This is a genomic window from Roseimaritima multifibrata (genome assembly GCF_007741495.1).
Taxonomy (GTDB): domain Bacteria; phylum Planctomycetota; class Planctomycetia; order Pirellulales; family Pirellulaceae; genus Roseimaritima; species Roseimaritima multifibrata.
The window spans coordinates 58,094-77,494 of sequence record NZ_CP036262.1 but is presented as its reverse complement, the minus strand read 5'-3'; the positions used below and the strand labels follow the sequence as shown (position 1 = coordinate 77,494).

Annotated in this window: 17 protein-coding genes; 1 reads left to right on the top strand and 16 read right to left on the bottom strand. The window is 53.2% G+C overall.

Annotation, left to right across the window (positions count from 1 at the left end; genetic code table 11):
- Window positions 1–17 precede the first annotated feature (17 nt).
- The 11 genes from FF011L_RS00360 to FF011L_RS00310 all read right to left on the bottom strand — a co-directional run bounded on the left by FF011L_RS00360 (window position 18) and on the right by FF011L_RS00310 (window position 8,409).
- On the bottom strand, window positions 18–410 hold the full coding sequence (locus FF011L_RS00360) for a FoF1 ATP synthase subunit delta/epsilon (protein WP_145349428.1): 393 nt from the start codon (window positions 408–410) through the stop codon (window positions 18–20).
- Window positions 411–413: 3 nt separating this feature from the next.
- On the bottom strand, window positions 414–1,865 hold the full coding sequence (gene atpD / locus FF011L_RS00355; protein WP_145349427.1) for a F0F1 ATP synthase subunit beta: 1,452 nt from the start codon (window positions 1,863–1,865) through the stop codon (window positions 414–416).
- Window positions 1,866–1,948: 83 nt separating this feature from the next.
- On the bottom strand, window positions 1,949–2,833 hold the full coding sequence (gene atpG, locus FF011L_RS00350; RefSeq protein WP_145349426.1) for an ATP synthase F1 subunit gamma: 885 nt from the start codon (window positions 2,831–2,833) through the stop codon (window positions 1,949–1,951).
- Window positions 2,834–2,854: 21 nt separating this feature from the next.
- Window positions 2,855–3,265, bottom strand: a complete 411-nt coding sequence (locus tag FF011L_RS00345; protein WP_145349425.1) for a DUF4870 domain-containing protein — start codon at window positions 3,263–3,265, stop codon at window positions 2,855–2,857.
- A 3-nt stretch (window positions 3,266–3,268) separates the two neighbouring features.
- Window positions 3,269–4,789: a F0F1 ATP synthase subunit alpha gene (atpA, locus tag FF011L_RS00340; protein WP_145349424.1), complete on the bottom strand. Its 1,521-nt coding sequence runs from the start codon at window positions 4,787–4,789 to the stop codon at window positions 3,269–3,271.
- 67 nt (window positions 4,790–4,856) lie between these two features.
- Complete coding sequence (gene atpH, locus FF011L_RS00335) at window positions 4,857–5,486, bottom strand: ATP synthase F1 subunit delta (RefSeq protein ID WP_145349423.1); 630 nt, start codon at window positions 5,484–5,486, stop codon at window positions 4,857–4,859.
- A 64-nt stretch (window positions 5,487–5,550) separates the two neighbouring features.
- A complete protein-coding gene (gene atpF, locus FF011L_RS00330; RefSeq protein ID WP_246109645.1) occupies window positions 5,551–6,201 on the bottom strand; it encodes a F0F1 ATP synthase subunit B in 651 nt (216 codons plus the stop codon).
- 54 nt (window positions 6,202–6,255) lie between these two features.
- Complete coding sequence (gene atpE, locus FF011L_RS00325; protein WP_145349422.1) at window positions 6,256–6,534, bottom strand: ATP synthase F0 subunit C; 279 nt, start codon at window positions 6,532–6,534, stop codon at window positions 6,256–6,258.
- 112 nt (window positions 6,535–6,646) lie between these two features.
- The gene (gene atpB, locus FF011L_RS00320) at window positions 6,647–7,702 is read right to left on the bottom strand and encodes a F0F1 ATP synthase subunit A (RefSeq protein ID WP_145349421.1); all 1,056 of its coding nucleotides are present in this window, start codon (window positions 7,700–7,702) and stop codon (window positions 6,647–6,649) included.
- Entirely contained in the window at window positions 7,699–8,172 is a 474-nt protein-coding gene (locus tag FF011L_RS00315) for a hypothetical protein (RefSeq protein WP_145349420.1), read from the bottom strand. Before FF011L_RS00315 ends, atpB begins: the two co-directional genes overlap by 4 nt.
- Before the next feature lie 27 nt (window positions 8,173–8,199).
- A complete protein-coding gene (locus tag FF011L_RS00310; protein WP_145349419.1) occupies window positions 8,200–8,409 on the bottom strand; it encodes an AtpZ/AtpI family protein in 210 nt (69 codons plus the stop codon).
- Between the two features lie 1,036 nt (window positions 8,410–9,445).
- Between FF011L_RS00310 and FF011L_RS00305 the strand changes: the two genes are divergently transcribed.
- On the top strand, window positions 9,446–10,540 hold the full coding sequence (locus tag FF011L_RS00305; RefSeq protein WP_145349418.1) for a hypothetical protein: 1,095 nt from the start codon (window positions 9,446–9,448) through the stop codon (window positions 10,538–10,540).
- Window positions 10,541–10,760: 220 nt separating this feature from the next.
- Here FF011L_RS00305 and FF011L_RS00300 read toward each other — a convergent pair whose 3' ends face one another.
- From FF011L_RS00300 to FF011L_RS00275, 5 genes are all read right to left on the bottom strand, one after another.
- Window positions 10,761–12,380, bottom strand: coding sequence for a sulfatase family protein (locus tag FF011L_RS00300; RefSeq protein WP_145349417.1), 1,620 nt, complete (start codon window positions 12,378–12,380; stop codon window positions 10,761–10,763).
- A 208-nt stretch (window positions 12,381–12,588) separates the two neighbouring features.
- The gene (locus tag FF011L_RS00290; RefSeq protein ID WP_145354832.1) at window positions 12,589–14,895 is read right to left on the bottom strand and encodes a glycoside hydrolase family 2 protein; all 2,307 of its coding nucleotides are present in this window, start codon (window positions 14,893–14,895) and stop codon (window positions 12,589–12,591) included.
- A gap of 113 nt (window positions 14,896–15,008) precedes the next feature.
- On the bottom strand, window positions 15,009–16,184 hold the full coding sequence (locus FF011L_RS00285; protein WP_315851697.1) for a XylR family transcriptional regulator: 1,176 nt from the start codon (window positions 16,182–16,184) through the stop codon (window positions 15,009–15,011).
- Between the two features lie 67 nt (window positions 16,185–16,251).
- Window positions 16,252–17,484 carry a BBP7 family outer membrane beta-barrel protein gene (locus tag FF011L_RS00280; protein WP_218932911.1) on the bottom strand — a complete coding sequence of 411 codons (1,233 nt, stop codon included), beginning with the start codon at window positions 17,482–17,484 and terminating at the stop codon, window positions 16,252–16,254.
- 107 nt (window positions 17,485–17,591) lie between these two features.
- Window positions 17,592–19,397 carry a pilus assembly protein N-terminal domain-containing protein gene (locus FF011L_RS00275; RefSeq protein WP_218932910.1) on the bottom strand — a complete coding sequence of 602 codons (1,806 nt, stop codon included), beginning with the start codon at window positions 19,395–19,397 and terminating at the stop codon, window positions 17,592–17,594.
- Between the last annotated feature and the right edge of the window lie 4 nt (window positions 19,398–19,401).

Below are 19,401 nucleotides of genomic sequence, written 5' to 3'. Positions count from 1 at the left end.
TACTTTGGCACCAGGCACTAGTGCCCAGCGACGGTGCGGGTCATCCCACGAGCTCGCATGACGGCGGTCTCTTTCAACGCCTGCATGTCGGCATTACCCGCGGGTAATGCGAGCGCTTCTTCCAATGCCGCTTTCGCGTCATCGGATTGCAGTTCGCTGATGGGGATCGCCCGTCCGGTTAGCACCGAAACAACGTTCTCTTCGACTTGGGCGAAGCCACCATCGATGAAGTATTCCGTTACCTCTCCGCCACTCTTCAATTTCAGACGCCCATAGCCCAAGCGACCAATCATGGCAGCACGATCTTTTCCGATCCCCAGTTCTCCATCGAACATAGGGAGCGTCAAAAAATCGACTTCACGGTCGACTTCGGTTCGTTCAGGGGTTACGACTAAGCAGCGGATTGACATCGGTTATTTGCCCTCCTCGGCCATCTTCTTAGCTTGCTCTTCAACTTGCTCGATTGCACCGACGTACATGAAGGCTCGTTCTGGCAAGTGATCGTAGGTCCCGTTGCAGATCCCTTCGAAACTTCGAATGGTGTCCGCCAGCGGGGTGATTTCGCCCTTCTTACCGGTGAAGACTTCCGCAACCAAAAACGGCTGCGACATGAAGCGTTCCAGTCGGCGAGCACGATGAACGATCATCTTGTCTTCTTCGGACAATTCATCAACACCAAGAATCGCGATGATGTCTTGCAATTCGCGGTAACGTTGCAAGATCGTTTGCACGCTACGAGCGACGTTGTAGTGATGGTCGCCGACGTACTGCGGATCCAGGATACGACTGTTCGACGCCAACGGGTCGATAGCAGGGTAAATACCTTTTTCCGAAATCGAACGTTCCAGATAGATAAACGCATCCAACTGGCTAAAGGCCGTCGCTGGAGCAGGGTCCGTCGGATCGTCAGCAGGCACATAAACGGCTTGCACCGATGTAATAGCTCCCTTGTTGGTCGACGTGATCCGCTCTTGCAAAGCACCCATTTCGGTCGCCAGGGTTGGCTGGTAACCCACGGCCGATGGCATACGCCCAAGCAACGCGGAAACTTCCGAACCCGCTTGCGAGAAACGGAAGATGTTGTCGACGAACAACAGCGTGTCAGCACCCGTGGTATCACGGAAGTATTCCGCCATCGTCAGTGCCGAAAGGGCAACACGAAGACGCGAACCTGGTGGCTCGTTCATCTGACCGAAGACCATACAGGTTTGTTCGATAACCTTACGACCGGTATCGCCGATCGCGGTGTCTTGCATTTCCAACCAGAGGTCGGTCCCTTCGCGAGTTCGTTCACCGACTCCGGCGAACACACTGTAACCGCCGTGGCTGCTGGCGATACGAGCGATCAATTCGGTCAGGATAACCGTTTTGCCCAGTCCGGCTCCACCGAACAGACCGGCTTTACCACCACGCACAAACGGGGTTAGCAGGTCGACAACCTTGATCCCGGTTTCGAAGACTTCGGTGTTGGTCGACAGTTCGGAAACAGGAGGAGCCTGGCGGTGAATCGGCCAGTAATCGTCCGCTTTGACATCGCCACGTTTATCGATCGGATCGCCAAGAACGTTGAAAACACGTCCCAGGGTCGCTTTTCCGACAGGAACCGTCAGCGGTTTGCCGGTATCGTTGACGTCCATTCCACGCATCATTCCGTCGGTACTACCAAGGGCGATGCAGCGAACGCGGTTCCCACCAAGGTGCTGTTGAACTTCGCCAGTCATGCTTAGCGAAACACCTTTGTGCTCCGATTGTACGGTGACAGCGTTGTAAATCGCAGGCAGTTTGCCTTCGGGGAATTCAGCGTCAAACGTAGAACCAATCACCTGGGTGACACGGCCGACGGTCTGTGCAGTATCGGTAGACATCGTTGCTTGGGTTGGTTGGAGTTGTCTTTTTCTAAACCACATCCGCGAGGGCATGGTTACATGTTATTAGGATCTATTGGCTTCTAGTTTGCCATCGCTTCGACGCCGCCGATGATTTCCATAATTTCGCCGGTGATCTGAGACTGCCGAGCCCGGTTGTAGGTTCGGGACAGTTCTTTGATCATGTCTCCCGCACTCTCGGTCGCACTCTTCATCGCGACCATTCGAGCGATCTGTTCGCTGACCGCCGCATCGAGGAAGCACTTAAACAAGCGGACTTTAAAACTGGTCGGAACCACTTCTTCCAGAATGCTTTCCGCCGATGGCAGGAACTCATAGTCGCCAGCACTTCCGCCTTCTTCAGCTGCTTCGTCTTCATCCGCCAGTGAACCCAGCGGCAACAAGGTCTCGACAACCGTAACCTGCTTGCTCGTCGAGATGAACTTTGTGTAGGTAACGTCCAGTCGATCGATTTCGCCGGCGGTGTACAGCGCGAGGTAGCGTTCAGCGATCGCCGCGACTTCTTCATACTTTGGCTGATCGTCGAACTGCAGGTATTCTTGATCCACGGTTTTTCCACGGAATTTCATTCCGGAAACACCACGTTTCCCGCTCACCTCTAACGAAACTGTCTCCAGTTCACTTGCCAGTTTCGCCAAACGCTCGGTACCCGCTCGTAGGACGCTGCCGTTGTAACCGCCGCACAGTCCGCGGTTGCTGGACAATACCAACAGTTTGGCACTGGTCGGATTCTCGCGAGATTCCAACAGTGGGTGTTCGACGCTCAATCCGGCCTGGGACAGGCTGGCAACGATCTTTGTGATCTGCCGTGTATACGCCGTTGCCGCAGCAGCGCGGTCCATGGCCTTTTTGTAGCGGGCCGTCGCAATCAATTCCATGGTCCGCGTAATTTTGCGGATGTTACGAATTGACTTCCGTCGTTTATCGAGGGCGCGGGCGTTGGCCATGGTGGTTGATGCGGTCCAGCGTTATGAAATCAAGCGAATATTAAACGGGTAGCGATAGGGGATCCCTTTGCTGGCGGTCACGGCGGCGAGAATACCAAAGATCACTTGCATGATCATCGGCACCAACACAAACACCATCCCAAAACAGCTGAGAAACCCAATCACCAAAATCACGAGATACAGAATCAGCAACGTCAGCTGAAAATTCAGTGCCTCGCGAGCTTCGGCTTCGATATAAGCCGATTCATCTTTCTTCAAAACCCATACGAGGAACGGCCCCAGGAAACCTGGCACCCCTCCGACCAACACTCCTAAAACGCCACCTAGATGAGCCAACACGGCAAAATTCTTTTCGCTGTTCGTCGGGTTCCCAGAGTATCCGGGAACCGACGATTTTGGCGACTGCGGTGTGAAATAGGGTTGCTGATTCAATGCTTATTCTGCGGCAACAGGCTTATAACTTCCTTTGAACTCGACGATCATCGCTTTGATTTTATCGACGATTTCGTCGGTCAATTCGCCCTTTTCGGTCAAAGAATCGATCAAAGCCTGGTGCTTGTCATGAGCAAACTGCAGGAAGTCCGTCTCCCATTGCTGTACTGCTTTGACAGGAACATCATCGACGTGACCATTGGTACCGGCGTACAACACCAAAACCTGCTCGGTCACATTAAGTGGTTTGTATTGAGGCTGTTTCAGCAGCTCAACCATTCGGTAACCACGATCCAGTTGCTTCTGTGTGTCCGGATCCAGGTCAGTACCCAGCTGAGCAAACGCTTCAAGAGCTCGGAAAGCTGCCAAGTCCAATCGAAGACCTCCGGCCACCTTCTTCATCGCCTTAATCTGAGCAGCACCACCGACGCGGGAGACCGAAATCCCCGCATTCATGGCGGGACGAACCCCAGAGAAGAAGAGGTCAGGTTGCAGGTAGATCTGCCCGTCGGTGATCGAAATCACGTTGGTTGGAATGTAAGCGGAAACTTCACCTTCCAAGGTTTCGATAATCGGCAGGCTGGTCAACGAACCGCCACCCAGTTCATCCGACAAGCGAGCCGAACGTTCGAGCAAACGACTGTGACAGTAGAAGACGTCCCCGGGGAACGCTTCGCGACCTGGTGGACGACGCATCAGCAGACTCATCTGACGATACGCGGTCGCTTGTTTCGACAAGTCATCATAAACGATCAGAGCGTGCTGACCGTTAAACATGAATTCTTCGGCCATTGCGGTACCGGCATAGGGAGCCATGTACTGCATCGTTGCAGGGGAACTAGCACCCGCGACGATAACCGTCGTGTACTCCATCGCGCCGTATTTGTTCAGAGCGTCGATGATTCCGGCGACCGAACTGTCTTTCTGACCGACCGCGACGTAGAAGCATTTTACGCCGGTATCTTTTTGATTCAGAATCGCATCGATAGCGACCGCGGTTTTACCCGTTTTGCGGTCACCAATGATCAATTCACGTTGGCCACGTCCGATCGGGGTCATCGCGTCAATCGCTTTGACACCGGTCTGCAGCGGTTGGGTCACAGGTTGCCGTTCAGCAACGCCGGCCGCGATCACTTCGACAGGACGGCGAATATCGGTCTGAACAGGGCCTTTGCCGTCCAGCGGGTTACCCAGCGGGTCGAGGACTCGACCGATAACGGCATCGCCAGCGGGAACGCTAAGCAATGTCCCTAGGGCTCGGACTTCATCCCCTTCTTTAATAGTCAGGTAGTCACCAAGAATGATGACCCCAACGCTATTCTCTTCCAGGTTAAAAGCCAGTCCGATTGCCTCGTTAGGAAATTGAACCATTTCCCCGGCCATGACACCAGAAAGACCGTAAACGCGAGCGATACCATCCCCTACTTCCAGCACGGTACCGACTTCGCGGACGTCGATTTTATTTTCGAACTGCTCGATCTCTTGTTGCAGGACCGAAGCGATTTCGTCGGAGTTAAACTTCATTCGCCTGTTTTCCTACCGGGAGGGGCGGGAGTGTAAAAAATAAGGATGGTTATCTGTAAATTTCGAACTAACTAGCGTCGCTTGCGAACTGATCAAAACGTTCCAGCAGGTGCTTTGCAAAACCACTACTCGCCTTCTGCGACATCGCTTCCAGCCGTTGGGCAACGCTCGCGTCGAAGACGGTGTCCCCAATGCGGATCACAACCCCTCCGATCACCGCAGGGTCGACCTGTTCGATCAAACGAACGTCTTTGGAGAACTTGCTTGACAACTGTTCGCGGATTTGTTTTCGCAGCGTATCGGTCAAAGGGACCGCCGAACGAACTTCCGCCACTAAGCGACCTTCCGCTTCATTATGCTGAGTCTCAGCCGATCGCAGCATGGCCGACAGGTATTCCAGCCGACCGCGTACTGCAGTCACTTTCAGGAACCGCAGCAACACCGGATGAACTTGACTTCCGAGCAGCCGATCGAGAACCCGCTGTTTCTCTTCGACGTTGACCCGCGGAGACTCAAGCACCGACGCCAAGGAAGGGTGCTGACGGAGCGTTTCAGTGACCAATTGCCCCAACTGGGACAGCACTTCATCTACCGCACCCTCTGATTTGGCAGCCGCCAACAGAGCCGTCGCGTACGTAGCGCCTAGCTGTTCAGCGCCCGTGTCGAGGACCGTTTCGTGTTTGATCGACTCTTGCATCGATTCCCGTCAGCAGGTGAGAAAACAAAGCGTGACAAAAGCCACAGGGATACGCAGTTTGCTACTAGTTATTGCTAGGCAGACGGTCAAGCGACTGACGAATCAGCTCCGCATGATCATCGGCTTTCAATTCGCGACCGACGACCTGTTTGGCCAACGTCATCGCGATATCGGCGGTCTGGCCTGCCATTTCGGACAGGGCAACCTGTTTGGCGGTCTGGATTTCGGCGATCGAGCGATTGAGCTGCCGTTCGGCGGCTTCCTTCGCTTGAGCCACAATCCGTTGACCCTTTACATCGGCATCTTTCTGAGCATCCGAAAGCATCGCCTGGACTTTTGACTGAGCGTCATCCAGTTGTTTCTGCAGATCGCCTCGAAGAGCAATCGCTTCTTTGCGAGCATCCTCCGCTCCTTCAAGATCCGTTCGAATCTTGTCTTCACGAGCCTGCAATCCCTTCAGGATTGGTGGCCACACAAAGGTTGCAAGAATGAAAAAGACCGTGCCGAAAATCAGCAGATTCCAAATAGCGGACCCAACATCAACGTTCAGCAGAGGGCTAGCCGGATGGGCCGCATGTTCGTGATCTTCCGAAGCTTCCGCTCCTTCCACCTCACCTGCTACCGCTTCATCCGCAGCCATCAACGAGGCTGGGGCTAGAGCGATTCCCATCACTGGCACCATCGCCAGCAGCATCCACAATGTAAATCGGGTCATTTGATTTCCTACGACAATCAGTGGTCTCGTTCGATTCAAAACCGGGGCGAAAACCTATTTAACGCTCGGCAGAATGAACGCAAGGATCAACGCGATCACGGTCACACCCTCGATCAGAGCGGCAGCGATCAGCATGTTGGTACCAATCTGTCCACTCGCTTCTGGCTGACGAGCCATCGCTTCAACAGCCGAACCACCGATGCGACCAATGCCCAATCCGGCACCGATCAAGATCAATCCCATGCCGACACCAATACCTGCACGTCCCCAGTCAGGAACGGTCAAGGCGGTCTCTTGGGCGAAAGTTACCATCATCAATGCGAATTCAAACATCTCTCAGGTCGCTCCTGTCAATAAGACTGTCAACGGTGTGCAGTCGGGGTTGGTTTGGCCGAAGCCGAAAGGTAAAGGTCAAAGTAATTTTTTGTTGTGCTTCAGAAACAAACTAGGTGGCTGGCCCTAACCGGGCCGGGTCCAACAGCTTGTCCATATCCATTTGCCCTGCATCACTTAGCGGATCCAATTCTTCGTCATCATGACCGTCGCCATGATGGTGATGGACCGCACCAGCGGAGATAAACAAGACAGTTAAAAAGGTGAAAATAAAGGCTTGCAAGCAACAGATAAACAGTTCCAACAACGTCAACACTGTCCCGCCCATCAGGACCGCGATGCCTACGCCATATCCCAAACTTGCACTCGCTTCAGCAGCTGCAAAAATCAATGCGATAAAGGCGGCGATCACCAAGTGGCCAGCCATCATCGTGCCGAACAACCGCATGGCCAAGACCACACATTTGATCACTAACCCCATCCACTCGAGGACATACAGTCCCAAAGCCATGGGCAACATCTTAGGATCCCAGCCGATCGGGTTAAAGTGTCCGAAAAAGGCGGCCGCACCCGATTCACGAATCCCGATAACAATGATCGCGACAAAAGAAAGCAAAGCCAAAATGCCATTCAATGCCAAGTTGCTCGTTGCGGTTCCACCCCAATGCGTAAACTCTTGATTACCTGTAAGCAAGTACAGCACAGGACCAAACGGGATCAAACCCAGCACATTGCAGAACAGGATGAAAAAGAAGATCGTCCAGACATACGGAATATATTTGTCCGTCAGGTGCTGAAGGTTAGGCCGCGCGACCTCGTCTCGGACAAAGGCGCACATGGTTTCCATCAGCTGAGCAAATCGCCCTTCTGTCTGAACCGCTTTGATCCCATCACCGACGGGGCGAATGCGACGCGAAACCAACCAAAAAGCCACCACGACCAACACCCCTGAAAACAGGGTCATCAGCATGTGATTCGTAATGTAAAAACTATAGATGCCGTCGTAGATATGCAGAAACGGCATGTCCCCATCCATGCCGGGCACGTCATAGGTGAACAACGGCTCGTGATGCAGCGGATGCGGCAAAACGTGATCGACCGGATCGTGCCCACCACCTTCGGCGGAGGCAAACGTCGGAACGAGCGGAGATAGCAAAGCGGAAATCATCGAGCAGGGGACTCCGTGATGTGCTTCGTGGCAGGAATGCCGAGCAGCGAATCAGGACGGTTTGTGGCAAGGAAATGGCGGACCACAACGACTACTTCAGTTGCCAAGAGACTGGCGTACCAGAAGATGGCCCACAGGCCGACTAGTTGTCGAGGGGCCATACCCGTTTTCCACGCCAAAATCAGAAAGAAAATCGTTAAAGAGGACCTCAGCGACAGAGACATCATGACCCCGGCCATCACCGAAGTGCTCTCGCCTGCGGCGGCACCACGACAAGCCATCCGCAGAGGCACGATGCCCAGCAGGGCAATCCCCAACGAGATCCCGCCAACAATCTGTGCCAGCGTATGACCGACGACCGCGCCCGTCGCCGACTCCATCGCCAAAAGACCACCGGCCAGCAGCATCCAAACGGTTACCGTAGCGACGGCAACACGACGAGGATCGACCATGGGTTTCGCGAGAGTCATCAGTTTTATTAGGTTTCCGAGCTGTTCTTACCAATTGCGACTGACGCGAACCACATTGGTCATGCCAACCGCAAATCCGAGCAAACAACCGCAAATTAACCCCCAAGGCTGCTCCGCCTTGAGGAGATAAGTATCGACCAAATAGCCCAATCCAGTGGCCACTAAAATCACGACGGCCAGTTCCATCCCCAGCCCAACAAGTCGGCCAGGAGGAATTCCACGTCGCGGATCCGACATCCGATTTACCTCACAAAGAGAGATCGCTTCAGTCGTCCACAAAATGGTGATCGAAGGAAAAGGAAAAGCCACCCACCGCGACGTTTCGCCGCAGAGAATTACGTTAGATCAGGAGACCATTGTAACGCCCAAGAATCGCCGGTGGCCCCAGGGCAAAATAAAAACAAGTCGCCAAGCCAAGCAAATAAAACCGACCAGCCCCCACCCCCAATCCTGGTCCGTCAAAAAGGAGGCCGTTTTCGTAAGCACGGCAAAGATTTGGATTAGAAGCTGCTACGAACGTTCGCATTGGTTGGTTACGAAATCTCCCAAAGCAAACGAACGCAACAGCGATGGCATTATTCACAAATTCTCTCGATCAGTACAGCTCAACTTTATGAACTCTTGCGGGGACAGTGCACACAGGGCCAAACGCTCCGACGGAACTCTTGCGGGGACAGTGCACACAGGGCCAAACGCTCCGACGGAACTCTTGCGGGGACAGTGCACACAGGGCCAAACGCTCCGACTGCTTTTCAGCAATTTCCCGAGGGGACAGTGCACGCAAACCCAACCATCCAGACTGCTTTTCAGCGATGCCCCAAAAGTGATCCTCGATAGCCTCAACAGGGAAACACGATTTACCACACAGTGTGCTAGCAAATCTATGAAGTTAGCTCAAACCTCTCCTCAAGTGCAACTTGGTGCTCGACTTAGCGATTCTCGCAACCAAAATCTTTCACGGGGACAGTACACGCAAGACCAACGAGAACTCTTACGGGGACAGTGCACGCAAAGCCAAACGCACCGACCGGTTTTTCAGCGATGTCCCCAAAGTGATCTTGCTAGCCTCAACAACCAAACACGATTCACCAACTATTGTGCTAGCAAAACCACAAAACCAGCTCATCTCGCGACTCAAGTGCAACACGGCGATCAACTTAGTTGTTCATTTCAACCGAAATAAAAAAGGCAATCTTTTTTTCTGATGCAAGCCAACGAAACTGCGTTATATTGGCTGAATCTAATTTCTTGACTTTCATGGGAGGGCAGTGCCATGTGTCGACTAGGCCGTTACGAAATCTTCGCTAAAAAAGAGGTAGGCGTATATCATGTCTATAACCGCACAGTCAGAAAAAGTTTTCTACATGGAATCGACCCCTATACCGGGATCGACTACTCCTACCGCCGCAACCGGTTTCGCGATCGAATGGAGTTCCTAAGCAAATACCTCTGTGTCGACGTACTTTCATACGCAATCATGTCAAATCACTGGCATTGTGTGCTCCGCAATCGCCCGGATTTAGTGCAAAAGCTTACGGATCGCGAAGTTGCCGTACGCTGGCTCTCTGTCCTTTCTCGCAAACGTGTTCCCAAAAAACATCGAGGCAAAATCCAGGAAAGCGAAATTTCTAAGATCGTAAATGACCCTAAACGCGTTGAAGAACTTCGTTCCAGACTCTCCAATATCTCCTGGTTTGTTCGTCTGATGTGCCAGACAATCGCTCGCGAGTGCAATATTGAAGACGATTGCACTGGCAGGTTTTTTGAAGAGCGATTCAAACTGAATCGTTTGCTAGACGAAGCCGACGTTCTAGCGTGCATGAGCTACGTCGATCTGAATCCGCTTCGGGCCGGTCTAGCCGATTCACTGGAAGACTACCAGGAAGTCTCGATTGGCGAGCGATTACGGACACTGGAAGATGACCAAGTCGACTCATCAAACTGGCTCGCCCCTCTAGAACTGAGCAGTGAAGTGGACGGCAAAAAGGTTCGCGTCGCAGGCAAAAAAGCAACAAATTCGCTGAGAACCACCGCAGAACCACAATTGCGTCGTGGCTGCCTCCCGATGCGGCTTGAAGCATACGAACGCCTCCTCTGGCACCTAGCACTGGAATCACGCCCCGAACTACAGGCGAACGAAGCATTGACGAAACAAAAGCTTCAAACACCAATCTACCTAAGGGGCGAAACAATCAATATCGCCCAAGTTGCCGAGCGGAACATGCAATTCGAACGCCGCTGCAAAACACAACTCGGAAAGCATGCCTGCCGTGTTGTTCGTGAGCGAATAGCCGCGCGAGCAGCCGCTGATCAGCAGAGCTCGACCGCGACGGGTCTCGGGCAGGTCACTACCCGTACGCAGTCATAGCTCCGACAAGCCATTCGCCGGTATAAAAAAAGGGACATTCGTGTCGCAGACGCTACCGGTGCGTACTTAGCCAGCCAATCGCAGCTAAATACGCAATATTTCGATGTCCGAAACGCTGCAAGCGGGAATCCTCAGGCCAAAACATCGATATTGCGTAGCAACAAGTCCCTGCAATGGTAGTTCACCGCGGCTTTGCGTTCACTGTCCCCGAAAAAGTCGATCACTGTCCCCGGAGGAGAGGAGGGAGGACGCGTCCCATTTCGGGGTCGCCGGGTGCGTAGGGTGGTGCATCGAATCCGGCTTGTGGGTCGACTACGCGGGGATCTTGGCCGGTTTGCAGTTCCTCCATCAACTTTGCCCGCAGCTCGGCACGTACGTCTTCATAAGCTGGGTTCGCGGCCAAGTTATGGACCTGGTCGGGATCTTCGTTGACCGCGTACAGCTCCTCGGCTGGACGCTTTCCATATCCAAGTTGCCACTCTCTGGCAATCGATTCGCTGGTTTCAAATTCCTCGAAAAAACTGCGAGTGGGTCCGTAATCGATATCCATTGGCCGCGCCGGCTTACCGTTCCGTTTCCGCATACCCTTCTCGATTGGAGACGCTAACGGTGGTTCCGCGACCGGCCAACGGTCCGCTGCGAAATTGATGATGTACAGGTAGTCGGATGTGCGAATCGCTCGCATCGGGTAGGGCAGGCCGCCAGGCCTGGAATCGCGTACATGGTTTTCGCGACCGGTGATTGCGTAACCACGCAACGCGTCTGCGGCTGGAGCGGCCGCTTTGGAGAGGACAGGCATCAAGCTTTCCCCATCCATGACTTCAGTGGGCGGAACCTGCACCGCGTCCAAAAAGGTCGCTCCCAAATCGATGAGACTAACCGGTGCTGAAATCCGCCTCCCTACAGCCATCTTTTCAGGCCAGCGAATCGCTAGCGGAACGCGCGTTCCAAAATCGTAAAGATTGCATTTGCCGCGTGGAAATCCGGGAGCTCCATGATCGCCGCTGATAACGACAATCGTATTCTCCAGCTCGCCACGTTCCGTCAGTGTTTCTAATAAGACTCCAACCGCTGCATCAAACGCCATCGCTTCGCCAAGGTAGTCTGCGAAGTCCTCACGAATGACCGGTTGATCGGGAAGGAAACTTGGTAATTTTCCCTGTAAATCGTCGGGATCGATTCCCCACAATTCCTTGCCAGAACCTTGAACCCAATCACGGTGGGTGTTGGTTGGATTGAACCAGTAGTAAAACGGCTGATCGTCTGTTCGATCGCCTAAGAACGCATCAAAATTACCGCGGACTTCATTCAGCAACCGCTCCTTAGCAGCCTGTGGATCTTTCGCTTTGGAAACGGTTTGTGAAAATCGGTTAAATGCCGAACCGGCTTGGCGATAGTTTCGCTTCTTTCCACCCATCCGATCTTCGCTAATGTGCATCTTGTAGGACCATCCGATGTGGTACCCCGCATCCTGCAATGTCAGCGGCCACCCCCGAACGTTTGCCCAAGGATCGGGGACACCATCGACCCAAGGATGGTGCAATTGCGAATGACTTCCGTTGCGGAAAAAATGACGGCCTGAAACTACGGAGGCTCGGCACGGAGTGCAGGAGGGAACGCTCACGAATGCGTTATCAAACAACGTCCCCTCGCGGGCAACACGATCGAAATTCGGTGTCTTAATTACGTCGTTTGGTGACGGATGGGCAGCGTCCGCATAAGCCCCCGCGTAGCAGCCAAGGTCATCTGCAAACGCAAAAACAATATTCGGGCGTTCGCCTGCTTGGCATGTCATACCAATCGCCAACAGCACCAGAACCAAATAACTACGACAAAACATCCAATATTCTCAGTACAAGGGTTTTCAACGGATTCAAGAAACAAAAGACAGCTCCAACCAACCTGCCTATTGTAAACCATCCCAAACAGAATGGTGCTTTTTTCCGTGTCTCCGTGTCTCCGTGTCTCCGTGTCTCCGTGTCTCCGTGTCTCCGTGTCTCCGTGTCTCCGTGTCTCCGCGTCGCCGTCACTGCGAAACCGGCCCCCCGCTACCGCTCCGAGTCATCCTTGCTGGTAGGCTGGAAAAGAGACTTGTGCATCTCGGCTAACTCTTCAGCCGGAATCTTAATGATCTTGCGATCATAGGTGAGCAAACCGTTGATCTCCCCTTCGACATCCGTGGTCTGCGTATAAACGCCCGCGGCGATCCCTTGCTGTCGCAGTCGATTTAAAATTTCCAATGACTGAACATATCGCTGCTTATATTCGGCTTTGTCTTTTGGCAGTCCGCCGTAACCCCAATTGTTTCGGCTCGCATCCCAAAGGTGCCCAGCCACGGGATAACCATGGCCGCCGAATTCGCCGACAACCTTGATAAAATCAGCATACCGATTGGCATCAAAGGGAAATCCTGGGTGTGGGTACTGATGATGATCCGCGATATCACCGGCTGGCCAAAAGTTCCCGCCACTAGCAATATTAACGAGCCGCGACGGGTCGCGATTCTCCGTCCACTTGGTTACTTCAACCGACTGATGCTGACCCCAAGCTTCATTAAATGGAGTCCAAACAACTATCGATGGATGATTCTCTAACGAGTCAATCATCCGCTCCAATTCAAGCATGAACTGTTGGTGCGGTTCCGCAGGCCAAGCGGCATCCTGCGGATCGGGAGCCAAACGAGTCCATGGCGGACTTGCTCCGCCGCTTACCTGATCCTGCCAAACCAACATCCCCAATCGATCACAGTGGTAGTAGTAACGCCGTGGTTCGACCTTGATGTGTTTCCGAATCATATTAAATCCAGCATCTTTGAGATATTGGATATCAAACAACATCGCTTCATCCGAGGGAGGCGTCAGCAATCCATCGGGCCACCAGCCTTGGTCCAACGGCCCCCAGTGAAAGAGTGGCTGCCCGTTTAAGGTCATCCGCAGGTGCCCAGCTTTGTCTCGCACTTTCCCGATCGTTCGAATTCCAGCATAGGTTTCAATCGTGTCAACAACCTGGCCAGATTCACCTAATAACTGAACCTTGATTTGATATAGATAAGGCGAATCGGGGCTCCAGAGCTTGGCATTTGGGATCGTCATGGAAACTTCCCTCGACGGCGTATCCGCGGTGGCAACCTCCTTCTCACTATCAAAAACGCTCACTTTCAAACGAGGTGATGCCATTTCGCGACCAGCGAAGTCAACGTGCAGATGAATGGAACGGCTCTCCGCATCCGTCTGGATCGTGACGTCTTCGATGTAGGAATCCGCAACTTGCTCCATCCAGACCGTTTGCCAGATTCCGGAAACGCGCGTGTACCAAATTCCGTTGGGTTGCAGTGCCTGCTTACCTCGCAGCTGCCATTTTTCGGTGGCATCTTCCACGCGCACCACCAAGTGATTCTGTCCGTCTTGCAGGGCTAGTGAAACATCCACCGAAAAGGGATCGTTCCCTCCTACATGGGTTCCAACATGGCGACCGTTCAAAATGATTTCGGCGTGGTAATCCACCGCTTCGAAGTTCAGTAAAGTTCGTTTTCCGGCGGCCTTGGTCGCTATAAAAGTACGCTGGTACCAGAGCGCCTCATCATCGCCCAGCAAATACTGAACGCCCCCTAGTTTCGATTCCAAGGAAAAGGGAACCAAAATTGGTCCGTCCCATTTGGCGGGAACTTCTGTTTGCTTGATCGATGTGATCGCGTATTGCCACTCGCCGTTCAGGTTCACCCAATCCGGACGCCGAAGCTGTGGCCGCGGATACTCGGTCCAGGCATTTTCAGGCGTTAAAGTAGCCCCCCACTGCGTCAACAATTCCGACGCAAACGGCTTCGTCATCCGTGGTGGCTTTGGAAGGACAGGAACCGCATCCACATCGATAACATGAACGTCAATAAACTGCCCGCCGTTATTCTGCCGACAGTGAACCGCCAGAGTGTTTACTCCAGACTTCAGGACCTGCTGATCTTCTGGGGACAATTCAACGATGTCGTAGCGATCCGACCAACCTTTCAAAGAGGCAACTTGCTTCCCGTTCAGATAGACAACGGCGTCTTCATCATGATGAATCAGAAGTGCGGATCGCTTCGGAACGTTTAAGACTCGAAAAGATTTCCGGAGCCAGATTTGGCTGGTATCCCAAACGGTGCCGATCCTTGCCGCAGGGGTCCCATGCGTTCCAAAGCCAGCGGTGCCGGTCGCCCAAGATGAATCCTCAAAATCAACTTTGGACCACCCGCCAGCCGGCGGCTCGAACGTGTATTGCCAAACATCCTCCACCGGTATTTGCGCAACCGCGGTGCTCTCCCACGGAAACGAGCCAACGGAGCAGAAAGCAAGGATCCAGAGAAACGTGAGACGTTGCATGAAACGACCTAGGTATTGAGAACCGTGAACCAGTTCCTTCAGCATCGCCGCATCCAGGAGAACAAACAATGAGACTCTGCGTTGTTTTCCTGAGATATATTATCACGCACTTTTCAAGACTGAACGGTCTTTCGGTACTCTCCAGGCGTCATCCCTTGAGATCGTTTAAAGACAACATGCATGTATTCAGGGTGTTCAAATCCGCATCGCATCGCAATTTGTTCCGCGGTTAGATCCGAACTGGCCAATAATTCCCGCACCCTCTTTATCTGGACACGGCGGATTTCTTGTTGCGGAGTCCGCCCCAAGTACTTCCGAAGACTTCGCTCCAGCGTGCTTCTGGATACCGCGACATTTTGCGTGATATCCGTGACGGTAATCCCGCGACAGGCATGTTCACGGATGAACGTAATCGCTGCGGCGACTTCGGCATCATCAATGGCGACAACATCGGTCGACTGACGAACACAGATGCTTAGCGGTTCGATTTCCTCATTCGCTACAGGTGCCTTCCCTTGCATCTGGTCCATCAACAGTTCAGCCGCTCGGAATCCAATCCCTTCAGCATTTGGGATGATGCTAGAAAGCGGAGGGTGGCAGAGCTGGCAAAGCAATTCATCGTTGTCGACGCCGACAACGGCCACTTCTTCAGGGACCTTCCGCTGTCCCACGAAACAAGCATTGAGAACATGTTGAGCTCGAATATCACTGCAAGCCATTATCCCAAGCGGGGTTGGCTGGGCGACGATCCATTCAAGCAACTGTTGGTTTTCCACGTCCCAAGTATTTGCCGATCGACCTTCCCATAACGATTCGTAGACCTGGCATTCATATCCGGCATCTGCCAAGGCCGACCGAAAGCCAACCAACCGGCGTTCCGACCAAGCTTCCGATTGAAAGCCACAATAGCCGAAATTCTGAAAACCTCGATCGAGCAGATGGTTCGCAGCCATTCGCCCAATGGCGTCATCGTTGGAACGCAAAGAGACGAAGTCGTAGCCTCGACCACGATCGGTTAGATCGACGAAGGGGACCCCCGTCGCGGCGATCGCATCGGCCAGCTTGGGAGTCGTCGCACGGGAAATGATTCCGTCGCCATCCCACGTCCTCAGCCACGCGGGAGGTTTTGCTGAAAGCTCACGCTGCTCTAAGAACACAGCCCATTCATCGTGCAGTCGCATGAACCGCAATACCCCTCGCAGAAGATCCCGACCATAGACACTGGAAGTCTCAATGATCAAAGCGACGCGTCGAGGCTCAAACGGTTTCGCAGCAGACGAGGTACTCAAAGTAGATTCGATTCATCAACAGGTTCGGGGACAAATGCTTGTCAGCTACTTTCATCCCCAGCATACCCTAAAAATCGAACTCAGCACCAAAGACGGCCCCATGAAAGAAGATGTCTTCATCGTTTCCGACATACGCTCCGTATCCGGGAACGACGACAGGAGAGATCTGACTAGGCACGGTTGCGACGTTCGCGAGGTACCAGAACTCGTAGCCGGCCGTTAGTGCCAGGGCGGGTCCAACTCGGTATCGGAGCGATCCGCCGATCTCGATCATTCCGGTCAGGCCTGTGTCTTCTTCATACGCGGTGATCGTACGTTGGTTGCCGGGATTCACTGCATCGCCGTTCACAAAGGAAGTGCTCGAATCCGCAAAATTGATGAACGCTCCGGCTCGCGATCGGAACAACGACCAGAGTCTTTCTCCCAGCGGATACGCCAAATCCATTCCAACCTGAGCCCCCAACAGATCGTTTTCTACCGAGTTTCGCACGGAGCTTAACCCAGCACCATTCGTACTGTTGAAACCAAAGTCTTCCGAGTAATCGATGTAACGAAACCCGTAAAGCATGTTAACGACGTCCCAACCTCGGTAGGTTCGGTTCATTTCAAAACTATGAAATTCAGCTTCGTATCGCAGGCTTTGAAAATCAGCGTTTGCGAAAGTATCCACGTTTACGGTATTCGCCGGATTGACCAAGTCGGTCGTCAGGACAGAATCCAAATTCCCAGGATTGGTTATCGAACCAGAATTTCCCCAATCGAAGATGCCCGAATAGACAAACTCGTATCCATCTAAGCAATCGAATGTCCGCCCCAGCGTCAACCGAGTCCCCAGTTCATAGTCGAATTCAGATAGCTGAAAATTGCGGCTGAGCGTTTGGCCTTCATCGCCTGAACGCTTTATGTACAGGGCTTCTGCGCGAAAGTAGTAACCCGGTGCACAGCCGCCGAAACAACCTAAACCGTTGTAAGCACCTGCGGCGCCCGCACACTGCGAGCAAGCACAATCGCTTGGATGATGCCCGGAATGTCCATGAAGAGGACCGTGTCCGGCACCGGTTGCAACGCCAGAACCGAGAGCCGATGAACGCTCAAGCGGCTGATTTGTTTGGGCATCATACAATGGGATGGACTGACCGGTTTCGTTATCAATTGAACGGATAATCCGCTCACCCGGTGCTAGTTGAATCCCTTCATGTCCTCCGGCAAGTCCGCTCTCTTGAGCATTTGCGGAAGCTGCACAGCACACGCTCATCCCCATCAAAGTGGAAAAGACAAAGCGTCGGAAGTTGCTCGTCATTGTGGATCGATACATTTTATTAACCTCTAGGCAAAACGGCATCCCGACACTTCAAGCCGCCGGATTGAACATTGAGTGGAGCAAACAGAAGAATCAAAAAGGGAATATCAACGTACTAAGAGTTGATCAACAACAGGCACCAAGCAGGCTTTGCGGATCAACTGCAAAATCTGTCTTGCTTGAGCGTCATCCGCAACTTGGCCGGTCACAACCAACCGTGCTGAGGACACCGAAACCTCCACATCGGACGCAGCGAAATTCGCTGCCAACACCCGGTTCAATTGCGTCGCAGTCTGAACCAATTTGTCAGCCTCTGTTTCCAAATGCTGAACATTGACTTGGTAACGGAGAGGTTGGTTTGCAGGTGTCGATTCGAGCCACACCATCAGTCGTGTCTGGCCCTGCATCTGACCGATAATTCGCAACTCCGAACTTCCCACCGAAAGCACTTGGCAGATCGATGGATTTTCTATTCGGAAGTGTTTGAGGCTACCGTCTAACGTTAGTGGCTTCACATCGGCGGCATCCATGGAAATTACAGTAGGCCTTGAAACCGCAAATCCCATCTGTTTCGCAGCACTCTCGGGATTCGATTTTTCCACATCCGTCAGTGATAGTGACACCTGTGCATTTTCACGCACGATTTCCGCTTCAGGGGTGACCGGCAAAGCCTCCTCCGACGCGATCACCGATTCCTCCATGGGCGCCGGCGTCTCAGGCTTCGATGCTTTCACTCGGAACAGCTTACCAAACGCCGATTGTGCGGATTTCGGTTTTTCCACATCCGTCAGTGATAGTGACATCTGTGCATTTTCACGCACGATTTCCGCTTCAGGGGTGACCGGCAAAGCCTCCTCCGACGCGATCACCGATTCCTCCATGGGCGCCGGCGTCTCAGGCTTCGATGCTTTCCCTCGGAACAGCTTACCAAACGCCGATTGTGCGGATTTCGGTTTTTCAACTTCCTTCAGAAGAGGACGAGGCTCCTCTGCCAACGCTGCTGGAGGCAAAGCTTCCGCGGTCGGAACGGGGATAAATTCGGTAGGCATCGTTGCAAATTGATTGCGATGGATTGGCAGGTCGGCTTCACGTGAGGCGATGATCAAGCCTTTGTTCGGCGACTTATTTTCAGACGTCCCTTGAGACGCGTCGGACATCGTCAGAGTGATCGCCTTTCGTTTCGGCAACGGTGAACTTAGTTGCATCGTAACCGGCTCGCTATCACGTTTGGGAGCCTGAACATCACTGCTTGGTTCCATATCCCCAAGTGACATTTTCAATGCTGACTTATCGGATAGCGACAGGGATACCGGCAGCCGAACCTGATCGGATAGATGTCGGTTCACCGGTGCAGAATCTGGTTCCGGCGAAGCAACCGCTCCACTCGGCTTCAGTTGTAATCTGGACTTTGGCACATGGTCCGGGCTGGAGAGCGCTCGCAGTCGCATTGTCGTCCGAGGACGCACCAATTCGACCGTACCATCGGTCGACAGCAACGGCGGTTCCCATAGATGTTCCGGAATTCCAACCGATGCGGCAGCGGTAGTTTCCGCTGGCGACTTGGAGTTCTGTGATATCGGCAACAGGTCAGCCAGCGCCTGATCAAGTTTCAATTTTGTCGGCTGCCGCTGTCCCGAGACCAAAGAGATCTCGTCGGCTACGGGCGGAGCGGTTTTGCAGTATGGATTCGGATGTGCCCCAAGTCCTTGGTCAGCTTCTGGTTTTAAGATCCCAGTAGAAGCATCCGACTTGTATGGTCCGACATTCACCGGCAGCAAAGGCAACACACCCTTCGATTTTTCGACCGGCGAGTCTGCTGACACCACAGGGGTTGCTGTTGCAACCACTATCGCAGCGATAGTAGCCCTCAACACTTTCCGGGTGATTCGTCGTTCATGTTTGCTAGAAAGCATGCCG